A 24,488-nucleotide genomic window follows, 5' to 3' on the forward strand; every position below is an offset into this window, starting at 1 on the left:
GGCTGCCGTCACTCACCCAAGTCATTGAGTTATCTCAACTCCTTGGGTTCATTTCGTTGCCGCCGACCTGCAACTCGAAATCTATTGGGTATATAGGGATGAATTTTTCAGCATGTCTGATACAAATAAACAACCAAGATGCGTCGGGTAATGGCAAAGCAACAGGGTAAAGAGGCGACAGACAGTGGTGGACACAGTATTAAACAATAAGGTTAAGCAATTGCATCAGCAACTGGCACAACGGATCCTGGTGCTGGACGGTGGTATGGGCACGATGATCCAGAGCTATCGGCTGGAAGAGGCTGATTATCGTGGAGCGCGCTTTGCTGATTGGCCAAGTGATCTGAAAGGCAACAACGACTTATTGGTGCTATCTAAACCGGAAGTCATTATCGCCATTCACAATGCCTACCTTGAAGCGGGCGCTGATATTCTCGAAACCAATACATTTAACTCCACCACCATTGCGATGGCGGATTATCAGATGGAGTCGCTGTCAGCCGAAATTAACTATGAAGCTGCTCGGTTGGCTCGGATTTGCGCTGATGAATGGACCGCCCGTACCCCAGAAAAGCCGCGCTATGTTGCCGGGGTTCTTGGCCCGACCAACCGTACCGCGTCGATCTCGCCTAAAGTTAATGATCCGGCGTTCCGTAATGTCAGTTTTGATCAGTTGGTTGAGGCTTATCGGGAGTCTACCCGCGCCTTGATTGAAGGTGGTGTTGATCTGATTATGATCGAGACGGTCTTCGATACCCTTAATGCGAAAGCGGCTACCTTTGCTGTTGAGTCTGAATTTGAAGCCATGGGTGTGCTGTTGCCGGTGATGATTTCCGGCACTATTACCGATGCCTCGGGCCGGACATTATCAGGCCAAACCACAGAAGCTTTTTATAACTCGCTGCGCCACGTTAAACCGCTCTCTTTTGGCCTGAACTGCGCGTTGGGGCCGGATGAATTACGTCAATATGTGGCGGAGTTATCCCGTATCTCTGAATATTATGTCAGTGCGCACCCGAATGCCGGTTTGCCTAATGCTTTTGGTGAATACGATCTGGAAGCCAAAGAGATGGCCGAACAGATTGGTGAGTGGGCACGGGCTGGATTTTTGAATATTGTCGGTGGTTGTTGTGGTACCACACCACGACATATTGCGGCGATGGTTAAAGCCGTCGCTGGCGTCACTCCGCGCCCGTTGCCGGATATTGCAGTGGCTTGCCGTCTGGCTGGTCTGGAACCGCTGACTATCGATGCTAACTCGCTATTTGTTAACGTCGGCGAGCGCACCAACGTCACCGGTTCGGCTCGTTTTAAGCGGCTGATAAAAGAAGATAAATATGATGAAGCGCTGGATGTAGCCCGCCAACAGGTTGAAAGCGGCGCGCAGATCATCGATATCAATATGGATGAGGGGATGTTGGACGCAGAAGCCGCGATGGTGCGCTTCCTCAATCTGATTGCCGGTGAGCCAGATATCGCCCGGGTGCCAATCATGATCGACTCCTCTAAGTGGGATGTGATCGAAAAAGGCCTGAAATGTATTCAAGGCAAAGGAATTGTTAACTCTATTTCGATGAAAGAGGGCGAAGCTGCCTTTATCCATCACGCTAAGCTGGTGCGCCGTTATGGTGCTGCCATGGTTGTGATGGCATTTGATGAAACCGGGCAGGCGGATACCCGTGCGCGTAAAATCGAAATCTGTCGCCGCGCTTATAAGATATTGACCGAAACTGTCGGCTTCCCGCCGGAAGACATCATCTTCGATCCCAATATTTTCGCCGTGGCGACGGGGATTGAAGAGCATAACAACTATGCGGTCGACTTTATTGAGGCATGCGCCGATATCAAAGCCGAGCTCCCTCATGCCATGATTTCAGGTGGTGTCTCCAACGTCTCCTTCTCATTCCGCGGTAATGATCCGGTACGTGAGGCGATCCATGCTGTTTTCCTCTATTACGCTATCCGTAATGGCATGGATATGGGGATCGTCAACGCTGGCCAACTGGCGATCTATGATGATCTGTCGGATGAGCTGCGTGATGCGGTGGAAGATGTGATCCTTAATCGCCGTAGCGACAGCACTGAGCGGTTGTTGGATCTGGCCGAAAAATATCGCAGCAGCAAAAGTGGTGAAGTGGCAATTCAACAAGCGGAGTGGCGTGGCTGGGATGTAAAAAAACGGCTGGAATATTCACTGGTTAAAGGCATCACTGAGTTTATCGAGCTGGATACCGAAGAAGCCCGTCAGCAGGCTGAGCGGCCAATCGAGGTTATCGAAGGGCCATTGATGGCCGGGATGAATGTGGTTGGTGACCTGTTCGGTGAAGGGAAAATGTTCCTGCCACAAGTGGTAAAATCTGCCCGAGTGATGAAACAGGCAGTAGCCTATCTCGAACCTTATATTGAAGCCAGTAAGCAGAAAGGCACTACCGCGGGCAAAATCCTGCTGGCAACGGTTAAAGGTGATGTGCACGATATCGGCAAAAACATTGTGGGTGTGGTTTTACAGTGTAATAACTATGAGATCATCGATCTGGGTGTGATGGTGCCGACCGAAAAAATCCTGCGCACGGCGCGGGAGGAAAAGGTCGATATCATCGGCTTGTCCGGCCTGATAACCCCGTCGCTGGATGAAATGGTTAACGTTGCCAAAGAGATGGAGCGACAGGGTTTTACCTTGCCGTTATTGATTGGCGGCGCGACCACCTCGAAAGCCCATACCGCGGTTAAAATCGAACAGAACTACAGTGGTTCCACCACTTACGTCTCCAATGCCTCACGCAGCGTTGGCGTGGTTTCAGCGTTGTTATCTGACACGCAGCGTGATGATTTCGTAGCAAAAACGCGCAAAGAATATGAAACCGTCCGTATTCAGCATGCACGTAAAAAACCGCGAACTCCGCCGGTCAGTTTACAAATCGCGCGGGATAACCAAACCGTAATCGATTGGGAAAGTTATACGCCGCCAGTTGCCCATAAATTAGGTGTGCAGCCTGTCGAGGCCAGTATCGAAACTCTGCGCAATTATATCGACTGGACGCCATTCTTTATGACCTGGTCGTTGGCGGGTAAATACCCACGTATTTTGGAAGATGAGGTGGTCGGCGAAGAGGCTAAACGCCTATTTGCCGATGCCAATGAACTGCTGGATAAATTGTCGGCAGAAAACTTGCTGCATCCGAAAGGCGTGGTGGGGATATTCCCAGCTAACAGCGTCGGCGATGATATCGAAGTTTATCGCGATGAGCGGCGTGAGGATGTGCTGGTGGTCAGCCATCATCTGCGCCAACAAACCGAGAAGACCGACTTCCCGAACTATTGCCTGGCAGATTATGTTGCACCTAAATCTAGTGGCAAGATTGATTACTACGGAGCATTTGCTGTCACTGGTGGCTTGGAAGAAGATGCCTTGGCCGAGGCTTATGATGCTCAGCATGATGATTACAATAAAATCATGATTAAGGCCTTGTCAGACCGTCTGGCAGAAGCTTTTGCAGAATATCTGCATGAGCGGGTACGTAAGGTGTATTGGGGCTTTGCACCGAATGAAAACCTGAGCAACGAGGAATTGGTGCGCGAGAACTACCAAGGGATTCGCCCAGCACCGGGGTATCCGGCTTGCCCGGAACATACTGAAAAAGGCCAAATCTGGCAGTTGCTGGATGTAGAAACTCACACTGGCATGAAGTTGACCGAATCCTACGCCATGTGGCCGGGTGCCTCGGTATCAGGCTGGTATTTCAGCCATCCAGACAGTAAATACTTTGCGGTGGCACAGATTCAGCGTGATCAGGTGGAAGATTATGCCGCCCGTAAGGGGATGCCGGTAGCGGAGGTTGAGCGCTGGTTAGCCCCGAACTTGGGTTATGATGCCGACTGATAGTTAAGTTAGTTGTTAAGTAAAATGAAAGGAGATAGCCGTGATGACTATCTCCTTTTTTAATGCTCTTTAACCAAGTGGTTTGCGCGCTTTAGCCTCGCGTCACACCGGCTACGGCATTTTTCTGTTCGGAGCCACCATGAGCGCCTAGCAGCGGTGTTTTGCCTTCCATCATTTCACTGACGCCACCACCAATTATCTCGGTAACTTTAGACGATGCATTTACTCTCGCTCCGCCCTGGGTGTGTTTGCCGTTGATATCCTGTAATTCCAGACCATTGGTTTGTAAGTTTACATCGCTGTCACTATTGGTTATTTTTCCACCGATTAGTTTAGTTTTACCGGCTACGTTCAAATTAACTGACTGTGTGCCGCTAATGGCTGATTGTTCTTCAACCGCTTTATTTTCAACGACTTCCACTTCAACTTTAGCTTTGCCGCTGCCACCTTTGACTTGTTCATCCTGAACATTACTTTTGATTTTTTTGCCTGCTGCTTTGGCACCTTTCTGCCACCATTTATCTTCGGTTTCTGCTTCTTCCTTAGACTCGGTTAGCGTTTCATTGCTCCCCTTTTTGGTATAGCTGAGGGGTTGTACGTTATCTTCTTCTTTAGAACCAAAGTAGCTTGAAACTTGGTCATATTGCTTTTTAACTTTATCGAATAACTTATTGGATTTAGTGGTCAGGGTTTTTTTCACTTTATCCGAGCCGATTGGGGTCGCATCGGCTACCTGATTAATCATACTGTCTTGTTTCTCGTTACTGTGATTGAAACTCAAGCCAGTGTTGACATTAACTTCCTGTCGGACATCTTCACGGCTTTGCACTTTCAAGTTACCGCCGATAGTGCCAGTAATATCATTAGCTTTGAGCATAGCACCCGCCAGAGCAGTGTCTTTGGCGCTATTCAGGGCGATATTGTTGCTATTGATATGGGTGTTTTGTTGCATTACAGCATTCAGTTTTTCAACACCGACATCCAATTTAGCGCTGATATTATGGAGTTTTTCGCTACTTTGCTTGTCGACCACCCCTTTATCATCTTTATTGAAAGAGCTATTTTGGTTGCCATTGGCGCCGGCTGTGAAGTTCCAGTTGTTTTTGTGTTCCTGGTCTTGTGCTGACTCCAGCATGATGCCGCCATTATCTGCCGTCAGTGTGGTTTGCTGGCTGGTGATATTGGCATTTTGCATATGGATGGCTTGGTTATCGTGACCGCCAGCTTTAATGTTGACTGCGCCATTGCTGTTAATCACACTGCCTTGATGTTTGGTGGCTGACTCGTCTTTATTAGCAACGTTAACTTCTGCGCCTGCCTTTATCCCTTTACCATTTTTATCGGTACCACTGCTTGTACTCATACCCGCATTGGCACTGGCTGACCAGGTCATATCCTGCTTCGACCCCTGTGGTTGCGCGGCCAGAATATCGACTTTGCCACCGGCTGCCAGCAGAATATCACCGGTAGCTTGTTCTTTACTGCCGAACGAGGTGCCGGTGAGTGTCAAATCTTTCCCTGCATTCAGCTCAATACCTTGCTGGCCTTCCAGATGACTGACTTGGGCAACGGAGGTACTGCTTTGCCCCTTACTGTTACCGCCACCTAAACCGGCACCGAAGTTTTTACTGCCGACGTTAGTACCAAGGTTCGCTTTGGCATTAGCCTCAACGTTATTATGGTTTTCACTGGTGTGGTTAGTGACTTGATCAAAAACAATATTACCGCCTGCGCTAACCGTAGTTTTGCCACTACCTGCATTGATATTTGTGCCTTGATAGCTCGCATCCTGTTTCACATTGATATTGACGCCATTTGCTGCGTTCATGCTACCAACTTGCGCAATTTCACCTTTTATATGCTGATCTGTCGATCCCCCTTTGCCCTTACCATCAAGGGTAATGTCTTTGCCTGTAGAGGTGTAAACTCGAATATCTGCTTCGCCGAAGGTTTCTGTAACATGTTGGTCAACACGATTAACGGTAGCTTCAAAGGTATGACGCGATGCATCCAGCGTAATGGCTCCTTTGTCCGCTTGATATTTTGTGCCTTGATCTTTGACTTCGCCGTTGGCATTGAGCGCGATGTTACCGCCTTTGATTGATGTTACGACAGATTGGTTACTGTTGAGGTGGGTCTCTTTGGTTCCACCTTTAGCCGCAAGATCTATCCCAGCGTTAGGCGCGCCCACTTCGCCTACCGCTTCAACCATGCCGCCAATATCCAGTTTTTGCCCATCGGCTATCACTTTTTCAACCGGGCGGGTCACTTCGCCATAAGCAATATTGGCCTCATAACCGACATCAACCTTGGTGGTTTTGGTATGCGTTTTTTCACTATTCTCAGCGGCCAGATTATGGATATTATTGCCCTGAGCCTGATAAGCGCCACCGACGTTATGGTCCGTTCCCTGATTGGTGACGTCTTGTGTTGCGGTGATATTCAGATTACCCGCTACCTGTGAACCCGAGACCACGGAGGTTGATTTGTCAGTGCTGGTTTGGGTATCTTCGTAGCCTACGTTTACACCACTGCCGGCTTTATCCATGCCGCCGGTGTAGTGGAAATCAACCCCAACGGTTTCTTTGGTTTTATTGCTGGAGAGAGTGTCTTGCGTAGCGACAAATGAAACATTTTCGCCTTTAATTTCTGCATCGCCTTTGGTGGCAGTGATGTTAGAGCCGATAAATGTGATGTCTTTTTGGGCGTCCAGTTTGACTGTGCCACCTTGCAGTGACGCAGCGTGATTTTTGATGCTGTCAGTTTTTTCGCTCTCACTGCTGTGATTCAGTTTCAAACCTGCCTGGTATTGGTTGTTACCATCATCGCTGGTAAAGCCCGAGATAGTAAGTTTGCTTTTCTGCTCATCAATTTTCTGTTGGGCTTGAGCGGCTTTAACATTAACTTCACCTAGCGTTTCAATACCCAGTTCACCGGCACTTGCTACCATACTGCCAATAACATCAACATTATCTTTACTGATTATTTTGAGATTAGCATCTGACGCTAATTCGCTGCCGATAACTTTTTCATCGCTATTATTGGCTTTATGGGAACTGCCAGTAATATTAAAGGCGACACCGGTACGCTCATCAATTTTAGTGGTGGTGGTACTAATGGCGTTATCAATCTTAATGCCGCCTTGATCTGCCTGAATATAACCATCTTTGGTACCTTTGACTTGACTGCCGGTAATGGAAACACCTTTATTACCTATAACTAGAATTGTTCCATCAGCGATTATTTCAGAACGGTGATTGGTTTCTGCATTCTTATTGTTGTTATTATGATCGATACCCCCTAGCCCTAAATTTTGTTCATTTTTACCATTTGTTGTTTTCTGATTTTTGGTCTTTTCCACATCAATCTTGACTTCATTGGCATTGATTAATAAATCGCCGCCAGCTGATGCCTTAACACCATTGCCGGTAATTTTTCCTTCTGCCGTTAAACCCAAATTCCCATCGGCTTGTAGCATGGTTTTATTGAGTGTTTGAGTGTTTTCTTTATTGTCCCAAGATTTATCCTCTCTCATTTGCACATAGTTATGGCCTTTTTCATGCTTTGAGCTTTGTTCAATCTGGCCTTTGAGTTGTAAATCTTTTTCCGCTTTGACTGAAAGATTATCGCCTGCCCTTACAGAAGAGCTTGATAATTTTATATCCCCTTTGGTTGATTTAAGAAAGATGTTATTCTCCGCAATAATAGTGGTTCCAATAACTGTTTGTTGTTGGTTTTTATTATCTTCAGATTTGCTCCAGTTATGTAGCCCCCACCCACCCTTTTCTGAATAGCCATTGGCCTGTGTATTAGTGAGTTTCTCTGTATCCAGTTTAATATCCCCACCTTGAATAGTGATGTTTTTACCATCAATGATGGCGGCACTAAGATGATTTTTTTTCTTGGCAATAATTGAAATATTTGCGCCTTTAATTTTGGTGCGTTTGAGTGTCTGTGTTGTCGAACCGCCAGAAGATGATTCAATAATATCGCCTGAAGTAAAGATATCACCGGCGCTGACTGTGATATCTTTACCGCTTAAGTTGGCGGGGGTCGGGTTATAATTCAAATTTGGATCGGAATCAACATCAAGATTCAATCTTCCCGGTGTTAAAATTTCTATCGAGTCACGGGCAGAATACCCACTTGACATATTTACCCCATTACCTTCTGCGGTGTTAACAATACGAATTCTATTGGCCTGCATACCACCAAATATTTTACTGTCGTATGCTGAATCCACATATTTTTGTGATTCTAATATCTCCCCGTCAACACTAACTTTATTTTGCCCGAGGATGATGTTAATGCTCTCTCTGGAGTCTACAGCTCCCAGCATATTAATACGTGGCGCAATTAAGTCTATTGGCCCAACTGTTGATATATAACCTGTTATATTTAATAAATTGGTGTTATTGCGAGTATCAAAGCCTTGTAAATTACCTTGATCTACTAGCGGATTACCGACTACCAGTGAGTTTCGATTGGTATTAATAAAACCACAGCTATTACAGGTAATTCCATTAGGGTTAGCCAGAATATAGTCAGCTGCCATGCCAAAGACTTCCTGCTTACCTAATAATAATGAAGGGTTACGGCTGATAACCTCATTCAAAATAATACTGGCTGCTTGACCATTTAAGTTCTGGTTGGCAGATAATTGCCCGGCAAGTTGTGATTGACCGGTACTGAGAGAGTTATTAAGCACGGCTCCCGCTTTGTTAACGTTAAATTCATTATATTGGTTATGTGATAACCCCGATGCTGAGGGTTTTACGATATCGATGACTGGGACGCCATTTACCGTATTAATTGCTGGATTGTGGGCAGGATCACCGGCACCGACAATCCCAGCAGCATAACAGGTGGCCACTGATACTGAAATAATAGCAACGGCTGCCGCCAGCTTTCCTGCCGGGGAGAGCTTGAACTTATTTTGTTTCATTTTTACTTCTCCATTTTTGTCATATAGTTTGGTATTGATAAAAATTGGCTTTCGCTGGCAGCGGATTAATTAAAAGGAATAAGAGAAGCGCGCCAGAATCTGAGTAGGGTCTTTATTCTCTGTTTTACCGGACAATAAGTGGCCACGGCTGGCTTCAATATCCAGTTTGATATCGCGGTAACTGAGATTGATGCCGGCACTTAACCCCATAGCACTGCTCCAGCCTGGCGATGATTGTTGTATACGACCCACATCTGCCCCTAACCGCGGGGTTAGGGTGGTGTTGCCGAGTGTAAAGTTGCGCGACAAGGTATTCTGGAGATACCAGCCTCGATCCGCCGATAAGGTATTGCGACTAAAGCCACGAATAGCGTTGCTGTCGGTGACGCTCAACCATTCAACGCCCGGTAATCGGTCACGGGTGTATTGGCCATAGAACTGATTGCTAAACAGATAGAAATCATCAAACAGTTTGAAATATTGATTGGAAGTCACAGCGGCTTTAGCTTTGGTGAATTGGCTGTCTTGATAGCTGGCTGATATGTTTTGATCTGCACCCAATAAGGATAATCCCTGTTCAATGCTGACATTCACATTGAATATGCCGGTGGGCAGGATGTGCAGATGATTAATACCTAATTCAAATACCGTCAGTGTCGGGCTGCTGACGGCGATTTTCTGTTCGTTAAAGTAGTTTTCAGCCTGTTTATAGGTTAGTTGTGCGCTTAAGCCATTAATTTGGTCTTGGTCGCGATAGAAAACATAATCGGTGCGTAAGCCATGCTGCTGGGTTTTACCTTGTAGTTCGATGGTATTGAATTGTAACTGCACCGGATAAAGGTATTCGGAATAACTGCCAAACCCACTAAAGGTCAATGCGCCATAAGGAACGGAATAAAACAGTGAATAGGCGCGGCTATGGTTTTTCTGTGGATTATCGGTGGTACTGCTGATATTTAAGCTGAGAGAATCTGATAACCCAAGGGGGTTATCGAAAGAAAATGCATTGCGGCTTAACCATTTACCGGTACTTTTATTACCATAATTATCCAGGGATGTTGTCAGATGCCAGGGTTTTGACCGGATATTACTCAATCTGAGAATTGAGCCGCCCGCCTCTTTTCCTGGTAAAATATCAACAGTTATTTTATTGGAGGGTAAACGGTTAGCTTGATCGAGCCCTTGGTCGAGTTGTTTAATATTTAATGGTTCCCCGATCATATTGGGGAAAACATTTTCACCGTTTAATTCTGGGTCAACACTTTCGATGCTCTCAATAAAACCTTCAGTTACATCGAAACCCAATTCGCCCTCGTTATCGGGAGGAATAAACTGGACACGGGCGGTAATATAACCTTTGTTAAGATAAAGTTGAGTGAGTTCACGCGCCAACAGATTAATATTTTCGCTACCAATACATTGCTCCGGTATTGGGCTTAAAGTCTCTAAATCCGCCTCAGTCAATAAGGTAATACCCTGAATATAGACGCCGCTAATGGGAAGACATTGCGCGTTATCATCTAATTCAGGTGCACTATTTTCGGGCGTTTCTATCTCTGCCTCAGGCTGTTTAACATGAGGCAGACGACGCTCTTCTATTAAGTGATTAATTTCAGTGCTGCTGTTCTGTAAGTTCTGGCGTGATTCATTGATCGGAGAGGGAATATCTACCCCCGGAGTCATGTTAGCGTGAGCGCCCGTGCTCAATAAAAAACATAATGCGGTACGTTTTTTTATCATGATGTTTGTGGGGGGAATTTCCTGGGTATAACGCGATGAGTGGACCCAGTCCTTTCCGTCCTTGAGTCAAATTTACGGGCAGCACTATTACCGTCCCTAAAGAGTAGAGACGGCGGATTGAGGATAATAATTAAGGAATATTCAGAGAGAAGGGAAAGATAATAATTTTTTAATATTAAGCGGTTATTGAGTGACTGTTTTCAGAATTATTTTAAATATTATCAGGGTAATGCTGGGTGTTATTTATGTTGTTTTTCTGTCTAAAGCGGGGAATAAAAAGAAACAGAAAAATTGAAAATGCCCGAATGGTTCGGGCATTTATACTCTTTGGTATTACTTTTTATCTTTCTCTACTGGTTTACCTGACCAGTAGCCCGCCAGTAGTGAACCGGAGAGGTTATGCCAGACCGAGAACAATGCGCCGGGTAGGGCAGCCAGTGGCGAGAAGTAAATTTTACCCAACGTAGCCGCGAGTCCTGAGTTTTGCATACCGACTTCAATGGCCAGTGTGCGGCAGGTAGATTCATCAAAGCCGAACAGTTTCCCGCCCCAGTAACCACTTAACAGGCCAATACCGTTATGCAGGATAACCGCAATAATCACCACGAAACCCACTGAAGCGATATGACTCTGGCTACCGGCGACCACGCCACTAATGATAGCGACAATACAGACCATCGACATCGCCGGTAGATAAGGCTCAATGCGTTTCACCGTTTTAGTAAAGGTGTGATGGATAATCAGCCCTGCGCTAATAGGGATGACCACGATTTGCAGAATACTTTTCAGCATTCCCACGACATCAACACTGATGGTGGCGTCGACATATAAACGGGTCAGTAATGGCGTGGCAAAAACCCCCACCAGGGTAGAAACCGCAGAGATGGTCACTGATAACGCGACATCTCCTTTGGCCAGATAAATCATCACATTAGATGCTGTCCCACTGGCAACGCTGCCTACCAGTACCATACCGGCAGACAAGTCCGGTGGCATACGGAATAGTATCGCCAGAATCCAGGCAGTGAGCGGCATAATCAGATAATGCAGGAAAGTTGCCGCGGCTACCGGTGCTGGGCGCGAGAGTACACGCTTGAAATCATCCAGCCGCAGAGTGACCCCCATAGCAAACATGATCAACATTAGTAACGGGGCGACATAAGGCCCGATACCGATAAAGGTGGTCGGGCGGAAATAGGCCGCGACTGACAGCAGCAGCGCCCACAGCGGGAACAGCCGGGTGATTTTTACTAACATGAAGCGAAAGTCCTTAGTCGTCAGTGTCAGATATAAGAAAACCGGACGAAATCGCCCGGTCAGTGTTATCAGCTTGTTGTTGTTAGCAGTGTATAGTTAGTTTTTACTCTGACTCAAGCCGTGTTATTCAAACAGCGTATTATTCAAATAAATTGTTACTCAAACAGATTGTGATGCAGGGTTTGCACCACTTTTTCAGCATCATTCCCTGGCACTAGGAAGCACAGGTTATGGCTGCTGGCGCCATAGCAAATCATGCGGATATTGAATGGGTCAAGGACACCGAATACTTCCTTACCGACGCCACAAGCTTGTGACAGGTTATTGCCGATAATCGCTACCAACGCCAGATTCTCTTCCACTTCAACCCGACATAGTGAGGAGAGTTCAGTCAGCAGTGAGGTAGTCAGCAGACTGCCTGCCGTTGATGTCGAGCCTGTAGTATCGAGAGTTAGTGCGACACTCACCTCAGAGGTGGTTATCAAATCAACTGAAATATTGTGGCGCGCCAGAATATTAAATACTTCCGCCAGAAAACCACGTGCATGCAACATATTCAGGCTATGTAAGGTCAGCAGCGTCTGTTTGCGGCGCAATGCCAAGGCACGGAACAGTGGTGGACTCTCGGTTTCATTACAGACTAAGGTGCCGCCAGCCGCTGGGTCTTTGCTTGAGCCGACAAACACTGGAATATCACTGCGCACGGCTGGCAGCAGGGTGGCCGGATGCAAGACTTTGGCACCAAATGTCGCCATTTCAGCCGCTTCTTCGAAAGCAATTTTATCGATGCGTTTTGCTGCCGGAACCACCCGTGGATCGGTGGTATAAATCCCAGGGACATCTGTCCAGATATCAATGCGGCCAACATTCAGTGCTTCACCCAGTAACGCGGCGGTGTAATCGCTACCGCCACGGCCAAGGGTAGTGGTGCGCCCTTTGCTTTCACTGCCGATAAAGCCTTGTGTGACAACAATGGCCTGCGCGATACGCGGGGCCAATTGCGTTTGAGCTAATTCAGACAGCAATTGGGTATCCGGTTCAGCACGACCAAAACGGTCATTGGTTCGCATGATTTTACGTACATCAAACCATTCCACTGCCACCTGACGCTGGCGTATTAGCTCGACAAACAGCAGTGTAGACATCAATTCGCCGTGACTCACCAGTTCATCGGTTAACGCCGCAGACGTTGCCAGACTGGCCGCTTCAGACAGCATGGCGATGTTTTCCAGCATGCGTTCAATTTCATCGCGGATAACCACCGGATTGCCGAGTTTGGCTAGAATATCGGATTGAATTCGACTAATTTCTGCTAAATGAAGTTCACGCTTTTCAGGCTCACAGCCATCGGCAAGGGCGACCAACAGATTGGTAATGCCAGCCGAAGCTGACAAGATAACCAAACGAACGTCTGGGTTCGATAAAACCACATCGGCGCTGCGACTCATGGCAGCAAAATCTGCCACGCTGGTGCCACCAAATTTGGCAACCACGGTCGCAGAAGGGGCGCTGCGGCTCTGCTGGGGTGCTGCTTGAATCATCTAAAAAAACCTCGTATCAGGGATGCCATCTTGGAGGGCATCAGTATTTATCTCTGTACAAGGAAATAACGGGTTATCGACTTTCTGTCAATGAAATGGCTATGAGGTATTTTCATCTTTAATAATATGCGCTGTGATATCACTAAATTGACTATTCCCTTGGTACTTGAAGCTGCTGGAGTGTTAGCTACGTTCACTTACCCGAGTAAGCTCATCGGGATGCGTTTGCTTGCTGCCTACCTGCCACTACCATTACTTTGGCAATAGATACTGTTAGACAATGACACACTGCGAAAACAGGGATGAGATCAAGTGTTGTTTCGAGAGATAACACCTATCGCAAGAAAAGAGATCTCAATCACACCCGAACAGGATACAATTAACCCATTCGTTTCATTATCCTTAAGCCTAGAAGAGCGCCGCTATGAAAAATATTAATCCTAGTCAAACCGCTGCCTGGAAAGCGTTACAGCAACACTTTGAGCAGATGAAAGATGTCACCATCAGCAGTCTGTTTGCCGAGGACGACCAGCGTTTTAGCAAGTTTTCAGCCACTTTTGATGATCAAATGCTGGTGGATTTCTCCAAAAACCGCATTACCAGCGAAACTATGGAAAAGCTGCAAGCTCTGGCGAAGGAAACTGATCTGGCCGGTGCGATTAACTCCATGTTTTCCGGTGAAAAAATCAACCGTACTGAAGACCGCGCAGTACTGCATATTGCTTTGCGTAACCGCACTAACACCCCGATTGTGGTGGATGGCAAGGATGTGATGCCAGAAGTGAATGCGGTGCTGGCTAAAATGAAACAGTTCTGTGACCGCGTGATTGGCGGTGACTGGAAAGGTTATACCGGCAAGGCGATTACTGATGTGGTGAACATCGGTATCGGCGGCTCAGATCTCGGCCCTTACATGGTGACTGAAGCACTGCGCCCGTACAAAAATCATCTGAATATGCATTTCGTTTCAAACGTTGACGGCACCCATATTGCTGAAACGTTGAAACCGTTGAACCCAGAAACCACGCTGTTCCTGGTGGCATCAAAAACCTTCACCACCCAAGAAACCATGACCAACGCCCACAGTGCGCGTGACTGGTTCCTGTCTACTGCGGTTTCTGTGGAACATGTCGCCAAACACTTTGCTGCATTGTCGACCAATGCCAAAGCTGTGGGTGAGTTTGGCATTGATACCAACAATATGTTTGAATTCTGGGATTGGGTTGGTGGCCGTTACTCGCTGTGGTCCGCCATTGGTTTGTCTATCGCGCTGTCGGTTGGTTTCGAACACTTCGAACAACTGCTGAGTGGTGCGCATGCCATGGATAAACACTTCGCCGAAACGTCTGCGGAGCACAACCTGCCTATCCTGCTGGCATTGATCGGCATCTGGTATAACAATTTCTTCGGTGCAGAAACCGAAGCTATCCTGCCTTACGATCAGTACATGCACCGTTTCCCAGCTTACTTCCAGCAGGGCAATATGGAATCTAATGGTAAGTATGTGGATCGTAACGGTACCCCAGTGAATTACCAGACCGGCCCTATTATCTGGGGTGAACCAGGTACTAACGGCCAACATGCGTTCTATCAGTTGATCCATCAGGGCACCAAATTGGTTCCTTGTGACTTTATTGCACCGGCTATCAGTCATAACCCACTGAGTGATCATCACGCGAAGCTGCTGTCGAACTTCTTTGCCCAGACCGAAGCACTGGCATTTGGCAAATCACTGGCAGAAGTTGAAGCTGAATTTGCTGCGGCAGGCAAAACCCCTGAGCAAGTGGCTCATGTCGCGCCATTTAAAGTGTTTGAAGGCAATCGCCCAACCAACTCCATCCTGCTGCGTGAAATTACGCCGTTCAGCCTGGGTGCATTGATTGCGCTGTATGAACACAAAATCTTCACCCAAGGGATTATCCTGAATATCTATACCTTCGACCAATGGGGTGTTGAGCTGGGTAAACAACTGGCTAATCGCATCTTGCCAGAACTGGCAGATGATAAAAACGTAACCAGTCATGACAGTTCTACCAATGCGTTGATTAACCGTTTCAAGAACTGGCGTTAAGCTTGCGGGCTTAAGCTCTTTGATCCGTGCTTATTAGCCCCTTACCCAGTAAGGGGCTTTTTTTCGGCCCGGATTATTTCACCTACTTTCAATGGGGGTATTTATGGCCAAAAATTCGCGTTCTCAATGGATAGCCAAAAATCTACAGCGTTTACTGAATGTGGGGTTGATTGCATTGGCCGCTATTTTGGTGGTCTTTTTGATAAAAGAAACCTTCCATCTTGGTAAGGTCTTATTCGTCAATAATCAGGATGCATCTTCTTACATGCTGATTGAAGGGATTGTAATTTATTTCCTGTACTTTGAGTTTATTGCTTTGATTGTTAAGTATTTTGAGTCGGGTTATCACTTCCCGTTGCGCTATTTTATCTATATCGGCATCACCGCGATTATCCGCTTGATCATCGTTGATCATGAAAACCCAATCGATACATTAATTTATTCTGGTTCGATATTGTTGCTGGTGGTGACGTTGTATTTGGCGAATACCGAAAGATTAAAAAGAGAATAAAAATGGCGGCCATTACGGCCGCCCTAAAGACACAGTACCAGAGGGAAAAAATACCCTTCTTACTTGAAATTGTAGCTTTGTTTACTGCACTCTCTCACCCGAATCACTGACCTAAGTCAGCTCATCGGGCTTCACTCGTTTGTTGCCTTGCTACAATTCCAATTACTTTGGGTATTGGGTGATGAAATTTAGAATGATGATATCGTTAACCCTTCACCCCACCGGCCGTTAAGCCACCTACCAGCCAGCGTTGTGCCAGCAGGAAGACTGCGGTGATGGGAATGGCAGACAGTACCGCAGCAGCGGCGAAATCGCCCCACAGATAGTTTTGCGGATTCAGATATTGCTGCATACCCACCGCCAGCGTGTAGCTGTTCACATCACGCAATAGCAGTGATGCCACCGGGACTTCGGTGATAGCAGCGATAAACGACAGAATAAACACCACGGCTAAAATCGGTACCGACAGGGGTAACAGCACCAGTCGGAAAGCTTGCCATGGGGTTGCGCCATCCAGTGCCGCGGCTTCTTCCAGTGAGTTATCAATGGTTTCGAAATAGCCTTTGATGGTCCAGACGTGCAGGGCGATGCCGCCCATATAAGCAAAAATCACCCCGCCGTGGGTATTCAGCCCGATAAATGGCAGATACTGTCCGATACGGTCGAATAAAGCATATAACGCCACCAGTGACAGCACTGCTGGGAACATCTGGAAGATCAACATGCCTTTCAGCAGGGTGCTTTTACCGCGAAAACGCATGCGGGCAAAGGCGTAAGCGCAGGTAGTGGAGAGCGTGACAATCCCAATGGCGGTAATGACCGCAATCTTGATGGAGTTCCATAACCACAACATCACCGGGAACGGCGGTGGGGTTACGCTACCATCAGCGTGAGTCACACTCATACCCAGCGCCAGTTTCCAGTGTTCCCATGAAATCTGATCTGGGATCAGGCTACCGGTCGCAAAGTTGCCGGGCCGCAGCGAGATGGTAATTACCATCAGTAACGGGAACATAATCAGCGCGATAAAGCACAACATCAGAAAATGAGTGCCCCATAGACGCAAACGCTGGGATTTAGGTTGAACCATTGCCATTTGCATCTCCTCCTTAGTCAAAGTTCATTTTGCTGGCTTTCAGATTCAGTATCGCGAGCGCGCCGACCAGAATGAAAATCAGGGTGGCAATCGCTGCCGCCAAGCCAAAGTCCTGGCCGCCGCCCCCTTCAAAGGCAATACGGTAGGTGTAGCTGACCAGCAAGTCGGTATAGCCTGCTGGCGTGGTGGTGCCAATCATATCCGGGCCGCCATTGGTCAATAACTGAATCAACACAAAGTTGTTAAAGTTAAAGGCGAAGCTGGCAATCATCAGCGGTGTCAGCGGCTTAATCAGCAGTGGCAACGTGATACGGAAGAAGTTCTGGAACGGGCCTGCGCCATCCATTGCCGAGGCTTCATATAAGTCCTCGGGAATCGCTTTGAGTAGCCCCATGCACAGAATCATCATGTAGGGATAGCCGAGCCAGGTGTTGACGATCAAAATCATGCTTTTCGCGGTAATAGGGTCACTGAACCAGGCGGGCTTGATGCCAAACAGGCTACTTAGCATCAGGTTGATTTCACCAAAGCTTTGGTTAAATAACCCTTTGAAAATCAAGATTGAAATAAACGACGGTACCGCATAGGGCAGTATTAACAGCACGCGATAAACCGCTTTGCCTTTCAACGAGTCCCATTGCACCACGCAGGCTAAAACCATACCGACGGCAACGGTCAGTACCACGGTCAGTAGCGAGAAAATAATGGTCCAGATAAAGATGGAGATAAAAGGCTTCTGTATCCCTTCATCATGCAGCACCCGCAGGAAGTTTTTCCAGCCGATAGTGACAGTAAAGCCGGGACTGAGTTTTTCGTTTTGCCACTGGCCGTCGGCGTTAATGGCTTGGTAAAAACCGACATCAGGGTTTGGCCGATAGATAACCCCGGTTTGCTGATTGAGCAGCTCTTTACCGTCAGCGCCCAGTTTATAGAGCGGGCTGGTCGCTGAAAACTGCCGCAGTGAACTCATGCGCAGTTCGCCACCACTGGGCAGCAGTGCCACCAACTCAGCGAGTGCCTGGCGATTCTGAGTAATGATACGCAGTGACGCGCGTTCGCCGGTCTGTTCAGTGCTGGTGGGGGCGACTGTGATTTTTTTCTCACCCGTCGTATCAAGGCTGAAAGGTGCGGAAATCAGAACAGAGCTGTCATCAGGGTTGGTAAGCTGCAAACGCCATTGGTTATCACTGGGATAAAGGCCAAAGGTAAAGGTTTTACCGGTCTGAAACTGCCGATCCATTAATACTGATTGGGCACGCTCAAAGGTTAATTGGTTGGTACTGCTGTAGTTGGTAAAAGCGATAGCGATAGTGCAAATCAGTGGGAACAGCACAAACAGCCCCATACCTGCCACGCCGGGATAAACATAGCGCCAGGCATAGGCGCGACGATTGGCAAAGACATACAGCCCCAGACTCACCAAAATTAGCGTCACGATGGCAAAAAGATATTCACCCTGAGCATACATCAAGACGATCAAGTAGCAGGTGAATAGACTTAATGTGCCGATAATCAGCCATTTAAGCACATCACTCTGCCACCAGGCGGTTTTCTTTTTACGACTTTCGAACTCGGTGTGGGATAACTGCATAATATTCCCTTCGTACTTTGAGTATTGTTATAGTGTTACAGCAAGTGGTGCTGGGCACGACGAATCGTGCCCTTTTGCAGGTGAAACTGTTATTTGGTAATACGCGTTGCTGCGTCGTTCAATGCCGCTTCAACTGTCTGACGCCCGCTGATGGCGTTCAGTACCGCACTGCGGGTGGCATACCAGAAAGCCGCCATTTGTGGAATATTTGGCATGATTTCACCCTTGGTGGCGTTATCCATGGTTGCAGCAATGCGTGGATCTTTTGCCAGTTGTTCCTGGAATGATTTCAGTGCCACTGCGCCCAGAGGTTTGTCTTTATTCACTTCAGCCAGACCCTGATCAGTTAACAGGTAGTTCTCCAGGAATTCAGTTGCCAGTTCTTTATTCGGGCTGGCGGCGTTAATACCGGCAGTCAACACGCCGACGAACGGTTTGGATGGCTGGCCGTGGAAGGTTGGCAACAAGGTCACACCGTAATTGATTTTGCTCTTATCAATGTTGGACCATGCCCATGGGCCATTGATGGTCATTGCTGTTTCGCCTTTGTTGAAGGCCGCTTCTGCAATGGAGTAATCTGTATCGGCATTGATGTGCTTGTTCTTCACCAGATCGACAATAAATTGTAGACCCGCTTTCGCGCCAGCATTGTTCACGCCAACGTTTTTCACATCATATACACCGTTTTCGAGTTTGAAGGCATAGCCACCGTCAGCGGCGATAACCGGCCAGGTGAAGTACGGTTCTTGTAGGTTCCACATGATGGCGCTCTTGCCATTGGCACGCAGGGTTTTATCCAGCGCTGGGATTTCTTCCCACGTTTTTGGTGCTTCTTTCACTAAGTCTTTATTGTAAATCAGAGACAGTGCTTCAACCGCGACCGGGTAACCAATCAGTTTGCCATTAAAGCGAACGGCGTCCCAAGTGAACGGGAACAGTTTGTCTTGGAAGGCTTTAGAAGGGTGTAGCTCAGCCAGTAAACCGGATTGTGCGTAACCGCCAAAGCGGTCATGAGCCCAGAAGATAATGTCCGGGCCATCGCCAGTGGCAGCCACTTGCGGGTATTTTTCTTCCAATTTATCTGGATGCTCGATAGTGACTTTGATGCCGGTATCTTTCTCGAACTTCTTACCGACTTCCGCCAACCCGTTATAACCTTTATCGCCATTGATCCAGATAACCAGTTTACCTTCTTCAATCTTGGCAAAAGCAGAGGAAGAGAGCACCAGCGTGGCTAATGCTGAAAGAGCCAAAACACGTGCGGTCTTACCAATGCCGGATTTTGTGAAGCTGCGAGTCATAATCCAATCCTTTTATCCAATTTTGTGGGTATCGACTTTCTTGTGAATCATTAGCTGCGAATTCTGTAGCCCATTTTCAGGCTGGTGTAGCCGTGAATCACTAAGTGAGGAGGGTGTGGCAGCGCTGCAAAAAATGTTGGGCTGCAAATTATTTATTACACTGACCAAAACACTACGCCGACATATTGAGTCACAACCGGATACACCATCATCCTCCCCCCCTCTACGCCCCCCAGTAGGTTATTGTGACCCAGTTAACACTGCTGGCTATTCTGTGGTGTCAGACACATTAATGCAGGTCGAAATTTGCAAGCCAGATCACGTATTTGTCTTTCCAGTGGAACTTCTGCCCACGCGGGTCGTTCCCTCATCCTCCCATCTCCTCCCCCATGAAAAACTTTGTTACGGATGATTACCAAATAGTGCCACTCGCGCACTATCAGCAGCATTGAAACACCGTCGCCAACAAAATGTGGTTGTTCGGTTAATTATCACCCAGACAGATCAGCACCTTGAAGCGTTAAGCAATGTGCAGCCCTATACTCAGGCCGCGACGTCGTCCGAGGCAACCTGCTCTAAGCATGGCGGTACGACGCGTAGTGCGAGAGTCATCAGGGGCTGGGAGTAATCGATGGGTTATGCCGGGGTTTGCTTCCGCCATTTTTCTTCATTCAGGTTCATATGAAAAGTTGTTTGCGTAAGCAAAGGAGTAACAGATGGCTAATGTAACGCTGAGCGGCGTTTATAAGGCCTTTGGTGAGGCGGTGATCTCCAGAGATATCAATCTGGAAATCGATGACGGTGAGTTTGTGGTGTTTGTTGGCCCATCAGGGTGTGGAAAGTCAACGCTGCTGCGGATGATTGCCGGTCTTGAGGACATAACCTCGGGTGAGTTGCTGATTGGTGGCAAACGGATGAACGAAGTGCCGCCATCTGAACGCGGTATTGGCATGGTGTTTCAGTCATATGCACTTTATCCCCATCTGTCGGTAGCAGAGAACATGTCGTTCGGTCTGAAATTGGCGGGTGCGAAGAAAGCCGAAATTAACCAACGGGTGAATCAGGTAGCCGAAGTGCTGCAACTGGCTCACCTGCTGGACCGGCGGCCAAAAGCGCTATCCGGTGGTCAACGCCAGCGTGTGGCAATTGGCCGGACACTGGTCGCTGAGCCGGATGTATTCCTGCTCGATGAACCCCTGTCCAACCTAGATGCGGCACTGCGGGTGCAGATGCGCATTGAGATCTCGCGCCTCCACAAGCGCCTGCAACGCACCATGATTTACGTCACCCATGACCAAGTGGAAGCGATGACGCTGGCAGACAAGATTGTGGTGCTGGATGCCGGCAATGTTGCGCAGGTCGGCAAGCCGCTGGAGCTGTATCACTACCCAGCTAATCGCTTTGTCGCGGGCTTTATTGGCTCGCCAAAAATGAATTTTTTACCGGTTAAAGTGACCGCCGTTGAACCTCGTCAGGTACAGATTGAACTGCCAAATCCAAATGGCCAGTTAGTGTGGCTGCCGGTGGAAGGTACTCAGGTTCAGGTCGGTGCAAATATGTCTTTGGGTATTCGCCCGGAACATCTGCTGCCAAGCAGTGCCTCTGAAGTCACGCTGGAAGGTGAGATTCAGGTGGTAGAGCAACTGGGTAATGAAACTCAAATTCACATCCAAATCCCGGCAATACGTCAGAACCTGGTCTACCGCCAGAACGACGTGGTGCTGGTAGAAGAAGGTGCAACATTCGCTATTGGCCTGCCGCCGCAACGCTGTCATCTGTTCCGTGAGGACGGCACTGCGTGTAAGCGGTTGTACCAGGAACTGGGCGTCTAGCCAAAGCAGAATGTAAAGCACGCATGCCGACAGGCAAATATAACAGGAGATTACTGATGACTACTCTGCGCAAGTTACCGATAGCACTGGCTGTTGCCGCTGGTGTTCTTTCTACTCAAGCTATGGCTGTTGATTTCCACGGGTATGCACGTTCCGGTATCGGTTGGACAGGAAGCGGTGGCGAACAGCAATGTTTCAAAGCCACTGGCGCCCAAAGTAAATACCGTCTGGGTAACGAGTGTGAAACGTATGCGGAAATTAAATTAGGCCAGGAATTGTGGAAAGAAGGCGACAAGAGCTTCTACTTCGATACCAACGTGGCGTATTCCGTTTCACAACAGAATGACTGGGAGTCAACATCTCCTGCATTCCGTGAGGCTAACGTGCAGGGTAAAAACCTGATCGAATGGTTACCGGGTTCCACCATGTGGGCCGGTAAACGCTTCTATCAACGTCATGACGTCCATATGATTGACTTCTACTACTGGGATATCTCAGGTCCAGGTGCAGGTGTAGAAGCTATTGATCTGGGCTTCGGTAAGTTATCTCTGGCAGCAACCCGTAACTCAGAAGCGGGTGGTTCAAGTGCCTGGATCGATAATGCCCGTAAAGATGCTGACCACACTGCTAATGATGTGTTCGATGTGCGTTTAGCCGGTTTAGAAACTAACCCAGGCGGCACTTTGGAGTTTGGTGTGGATTATGGCCGCGCCAATACTCAGGACGACTACGCGTTAGCTCCTGATGCCTCTAAAGATGGTGTCATGCTGACGGTTGAACATACCCAAAGCATGATGGGTGGCTTTAACAAGTTCGTGGTGCAATACGCAACAGATTCAATGACATCATCACAATCAGGTCACTCTGAAGGTGCAAACGTTAATAACAACGGTAACAGATTACGTGTTATCGACCACGGTGCCATCAACCTGGCTGAGAAGTGGGACATGATGTACGTCGCGTTGTATCAGGACACTGACTGGGACAACCAAAACGGCACCACTTGGTACAGCGTGGGGGTGCGTCCGATGTACAAATGGACCCCAATCATGAGTACCTTGCTGGAAGCGGGCTACGACAATGTTAAGTCACAACGTACCGGTGACCGTAACGGCCAGTACAAACTGACTCTGGCACAACAGTGGCAGGCAGGCGATAGCATCTGGTCACGCCCGGCAATTCGTGTCTTCGCAACTTATGCCAACTGGGATGAGAAGTGGGGCTATAACGATGTCAGCGGTAGCGCGGACAACGGTCTGGCACAAAACGGGACTATCGGTACTGATAGCCGCGGTAAGAGCAACGAAGTCACCTTTGGTGCGCAATTCGAAGCTTGGTGGTAACAGCATGATGCAGCCGCCCTTTGGGGCGGCTGTTTGATTGTTTAAACAAGAAAAGTGAGATGCCCTAAATAATTCGAGTTGCAGCCAACGCCCATGCAGCTTGAAGTATGACGGGGATTTGGTTAACTCTGCCGACCTTGCCTGTGCACAGTTAGCGCTGACGCTCAATGTATGAGGGTAATAACAATGAAAAAGAATCTACTGTCACTTTGTCTGGCATTGGCTTTAGGGGTTACAGCACCTCTGGCGGTGCAAGCAGAGTCAACTATTTCTCCGGCGAATGTTTCTATCGCGCCGACGATCAGTACCGCCACCTTACAGCAGTTACCATGGCAGCCATTAGTGCCACCGACTACGCAGGACATCAAACTGACTGCGGCGAGTCCACAAATCTCTCAAGGGAATGTTGAAGGGGCTGTTGCCGCTTTTGCTTTACCCGCCGATCGTGGATCGATGGAGATTACACTTAGCAGTTTAGTGACTGATAATCAGCTCTTTTCCCCTAGCGTTTTAGTGCTGGACGAGCAAATGCGCCCAGCGGCTTACTATCCATCCAGCTATTTCACTTATGAAAAAGCGGGCATTATGACCAGTGATCGTCTGCAAGGGGTGATGAAACTGACCCCGGCACTGGGCCAGAAACAAATTTATCTGCTGGTTTATACCACCCGTGACGATTTAGCAAAAACCACCAAGTTACTTGATCCGGCTAAAGCTTATGCCATGGGTGTCGGCAATGCGGTACCGGATATCCCAGATCCTATTGCGAAACACACCCCGACAGGCAACCTGAAAATCAAGGCAACTGCTGAGCAGGGGATGGGCAACGTTATGATTGGCTTAATACAGTCAGCACCGGCTTCGGCTCCAGTCGTGGTCGGCAGTGCGGTTCAACCTACGCCAGCCGCAGTACCCGCACCGATAAAACCTGCGGAGCCAATGCTGAGCGACACTGAAAACTACTTCAACCAGGCGATTAAAGATGCGGTGAAAGCCGGTGATGTCGATAAGGCGCTGAAATTGTTGAACGAGGCGGAACATTTGGGCTCAACTTCAGCCCGAAAAACCTTTATTGGTAGTGTAAAAGGCAAGGGTTAAATCCCGGCACTGCCGAATATGGCTAGATGGTTGGTGCGCTTTGGCGCACCTTTTTTCGTTGGGTCTTATATACAGCTACTGCCGCTCGCAACGCCTCGTTTTGCTATTGGTTATCTTCGCGACACCTTGTTTTGGTTAATTCTGCTTTAAATCTCAAACTCACTTATTTAGTTTTTTGCTAGAAAGAAAAAGATTAAATGAGAATTTAAAAGGCATGCGATTGAGCTTGCGCCGATATCATAAATTGAATGACGGTTTATTGTTTATCCATTCAAATTAAGG

Annotated in this window: 13 protein-coding genes and 1 pseudogene; 7 read left to right on the plus strand and 7 right to left on the minus strand. The window is 47.9% G+C overall.

Annotation, left to right across the window (positions count from 1 at the left end):
- Positions 1 to 184 precede the first annotated feature (184 nt).
- A complete protein-coding gene (gene metH, locus V1955_RS01485; RefSeq protein WP_372569727.1) occupies positions 185 to 3,880 on the plus strand; it encodes a methionine synthase in 3,696 nt (1,231 codons plus the stop codon).
- A gap of 91 nt (positions 3,881 to 3,971) precedes the next feature.
- Here metH and V1955_RS01490 read toward each other — a convergent pair whose 3' ends face one another.
- The 4 genes from V1955_RS01490 to lysC form a co-directional block, all read right to left on the minus strand.
- Complete coding sequence (locus V1955_RS01490) at positions 3,972 to 8,825, minus strand: hemagglutinin repeat-containing protein (RefSeq protein ID WP_442820447.1); 4,854 nt, start codon at positions 8,823 to 8,825, stop codon at positions 3,972 to 3,974.
- A gap of 69 nt (positions 8,826 to 8,894) precedes the next feature.
- A complete protein-coding gene (locus V1955_RS01495) occupies positions 8,895 to 10,565 on the minus strand; it encodes a ShlB/FhaC/HecB family hemolysin secretion/activation protein (RefSeq protein ID WP_083162091.1) in 1,671 nt (556 codons plus the stop codon).
- 333 nt (positions 10,566 to 10,898) lie between these two features.
- On the minus strand, positions 10,899 to 11,822 hold the full coding sequence (gene panS / locus V1955_RS01500) for a ketopantoate/pantoate/pantothenate transporter PanS (RefSeq protein WP_083162093.1): 924 nt from the start codon (positions 11,820 to 11,822) through the stop codon (positions 10,899 to 10,901).
- A 155-nt stretch (positions 11,823 to 11,977) separates the two neighbouring features.
- Complete coding sequence (gene lysC, locus V1955_RS01505; RefSeq protein ID WP_083162095.1) at positions 11,978 to 13,363, minus strand: lysine-sensitive aspartokinase 3; 1,386 nt, start codon at positions 13,361 to 13,363, stop codon at positions 11,978 to 11,980.
- Positions 13,364 to 13,787: 424 nt separating this feature from the next.
- Between lysC and pgi the strand changes: the two genes are divergently transcribed.
- Together pgi and psiE are read left to right on the plus strand one after the other, a co-directional pair.
- A complete protein-coding gene (gene pgi / locus V1955_RS01510) occupies positions 13,788 to 15,434 on the plus strand; it encodes a glucose-6-phosphate isomerase (RefSeq protein WP_372569725.1) in 1,647 nt (548 codons plus the stop codon).
- 103 nt (positions 15,435 to 15,537) lie between these two features.
- Positions 15,538 to 15,945, plus strand: coding sequence for a phosphate-starvation-inducible protein PsiE (gene psiE, locus V1955_RS01515; protein ID WP_004705335.1), 408 nt, complete (start codon positions 15,538 to 15,540; stop codon positions 15,943 to 15,945).
- Positions 15,946 to 16,150: 205 nt separating this feature from the next.
- Here psiE and malG read toward each other — a convergent pair whose 3' ends face one another.
- From malG to malE, 3 genes are all read right to left on the minus strand, one after another.
- Entirely contained in the window at positions 16,151 to 17,041 is an 891-nt protein-coding gene (malG, locus tag V1955_RS01520) for a maltose ABC transporter permease MalG (RefSeq protein ID WP_032907691.1), read from the minus strand.
- A 13-nt stretch (positions 17,042 to 17,054) separates the two neighbouring features.
- Positions 17,055 to 18,632 carry a maltose ABC transporter permease MalF gene (malF, locus tag V1955_RS01525; RefSeq protein ID WP_083162099.1) on the minus strand — a complete coding sequence of 526 codons (1,578 nt, stop codon included), beginning with the start codon at positions 18,630 to 18,632 and terminating at the stop codon, positions 17,055 to 17,057.
- Between the two features lie 89 nt (positions 18,633 to 18,721).
- Positions 18,722 to 19,933, minus strand: coding sequence for a maltose/maltodextrin ABC transporter substrate-binding protein MalE (gene malE / locus V1955_RS01530; protein WP_083162101.1), 1,212 nt, complete (start codon positions 19,931 to 19,933; stop codon positions 18,722 to 18,724).
- 472 nt (positions 19,934 to 20,405) lie between these two features.
- On the opposite strand from malE, the pseudogene V1955_RS01535 reads away from it, so the two are divergent.
- From V1955_RS01535 to malM, 4 genes and pseudogenes are all read left to right on the plus strand, one after another.
- A pseudogene (locus V1955_RS01535) lies at positions 20,406 to 20,634 on the plus strand (hypothetical protein).
- 15 nt (positions 20,635 to 20,649) lie between these two features.
- Entirely contained in the window at positions 20,650 to 21,765 is a 1,116-nt protein-coding gene (gene malK, locus V1955_RS01540; RefSeq protein ID WP_005191494.1) for a maltose/maltodextrin ABC transporter ATP-binding protein MalK, read from the plus strand.
- A gap of 56 nt (positions 21,766 to 21,821) precedes the next feature.
- Complete coding sequence (locus tag V1955_RS01545) at positions 21,822 to 23,108, plus strand: maltoporin (RefSeq protein ID WP_083162103.1); 1,287 nt, start codon at positions 21,822 to 21,824, stop codon at positions 23,106 to 23,108.
- Between the two features lie 186 nt (positions 23,109 to 23,294).
- Entirely contained in the window at positions 23,295 to 24,206 is a 912-nt protein-coding gene (gene malM / locus V1955_RS01550; RefSeq protein ID WP_420072969.1) for a maltose operon protein MalM, read from the plus strand.
- Positions 24,207 to 24,488 lie beyond the last annotated feature (282 nt).

It is taken from the genome of Yersinia sp. 2545 StPb PI, assembly GCF_052217125.1.
In the GTDB taxonomy this organism is placed as follows: domain Bacteria; phylum Pseudomonadota; class Gammaproteobacteria; order Enterobacterales; family Enterobacteriaceae; genus Yersinia; species Yersinia enterocolitica_E.

Excerpts from the sequence above, each read along its gene's own strand:
- V1955_RS01490 (WP_442820447.1), bottom strand. The coding sequence starts at position 8,825 with ATGAAACAAAATAAGTTCAAGCTCTCCCCGGCAGGAAAGCTGGCGGCA.
- V1955_RS01495 (WP_083162091.1), bottom strand. The coding sequence starts at position 10,565 with ATGATAAAAAAACGTACCGCATTATGTTTTTTATTGAGCACGGGCGCT.
- panS (WP_083162093.1), bottom strand. The coding sequence starts at position 11,822 with ATGTTAGTAAAAATCACCCGGCTGTTCCCGCTGTGGGCGCTGCTGCTG.
- lysC (WP_083162095.1), bottom strand. The coding sequence starts at position 13,363 with ATGATTCAAGCAGCACCCCAGCAGAGCCGCAGCGCCCCTTCTGCGACC.
- pgi (WP_372569725.1), top strand. The coding sequence starts at position 13,788 with ATGAAAAATATTAATCCTAGTCAAACCGCTGCCTGGAAAGCGTTACAG.
- psiE (WP_004705335.1), top strand. The coding sequence starts at position 15,538 with ATGGCCAAAAATTCGCGTTCTCAATGGATAGCCAAAAATCTACAGCGT.
- malG (WP_032907691.1), bottom strand. The coding sequence starts at position 17,041 with ATGGCAATGGTTCAACCTAAATCCCAGCGTTTGCGTCTATGGGGCACT.
- malF (WP_083162099.1), bottom strand. The coding sequence starts at position 18,632 with ATGCAGTTATCCCACACCGAGTTCGAAAGTCGTAAAAAGAAAACCGCC.
- malE (WP_083162101.1), bottom strand. The coding sequence starts at position 19,933 with ATGACTCGCAGCTTCACAAAATCCGGCATTGGTAAGACCGCACGTGTT.
- malK (WP_005191494.1), top strand. The coding sequence starts at position 20,650 with ATGGCTAATGTAACGCTGAGCGGCGTTTATAAGGCCTTTGGTGAGGCG.
- V1955_RS01545 (WP_083162103.1), top strand. The coding sequence starts at position 21,822 with ATGACTACTCTGCGCAAGTTACCGATAGCACTGGCTGTTGCCGCTGGT.
- malM (WP_420072969.1), top strand. The coding sequence starts at position 23,295 with ATGAAAAAGAATCTACTGTCACTTTGTCTGGCATTGGCTTTAGGGGTT.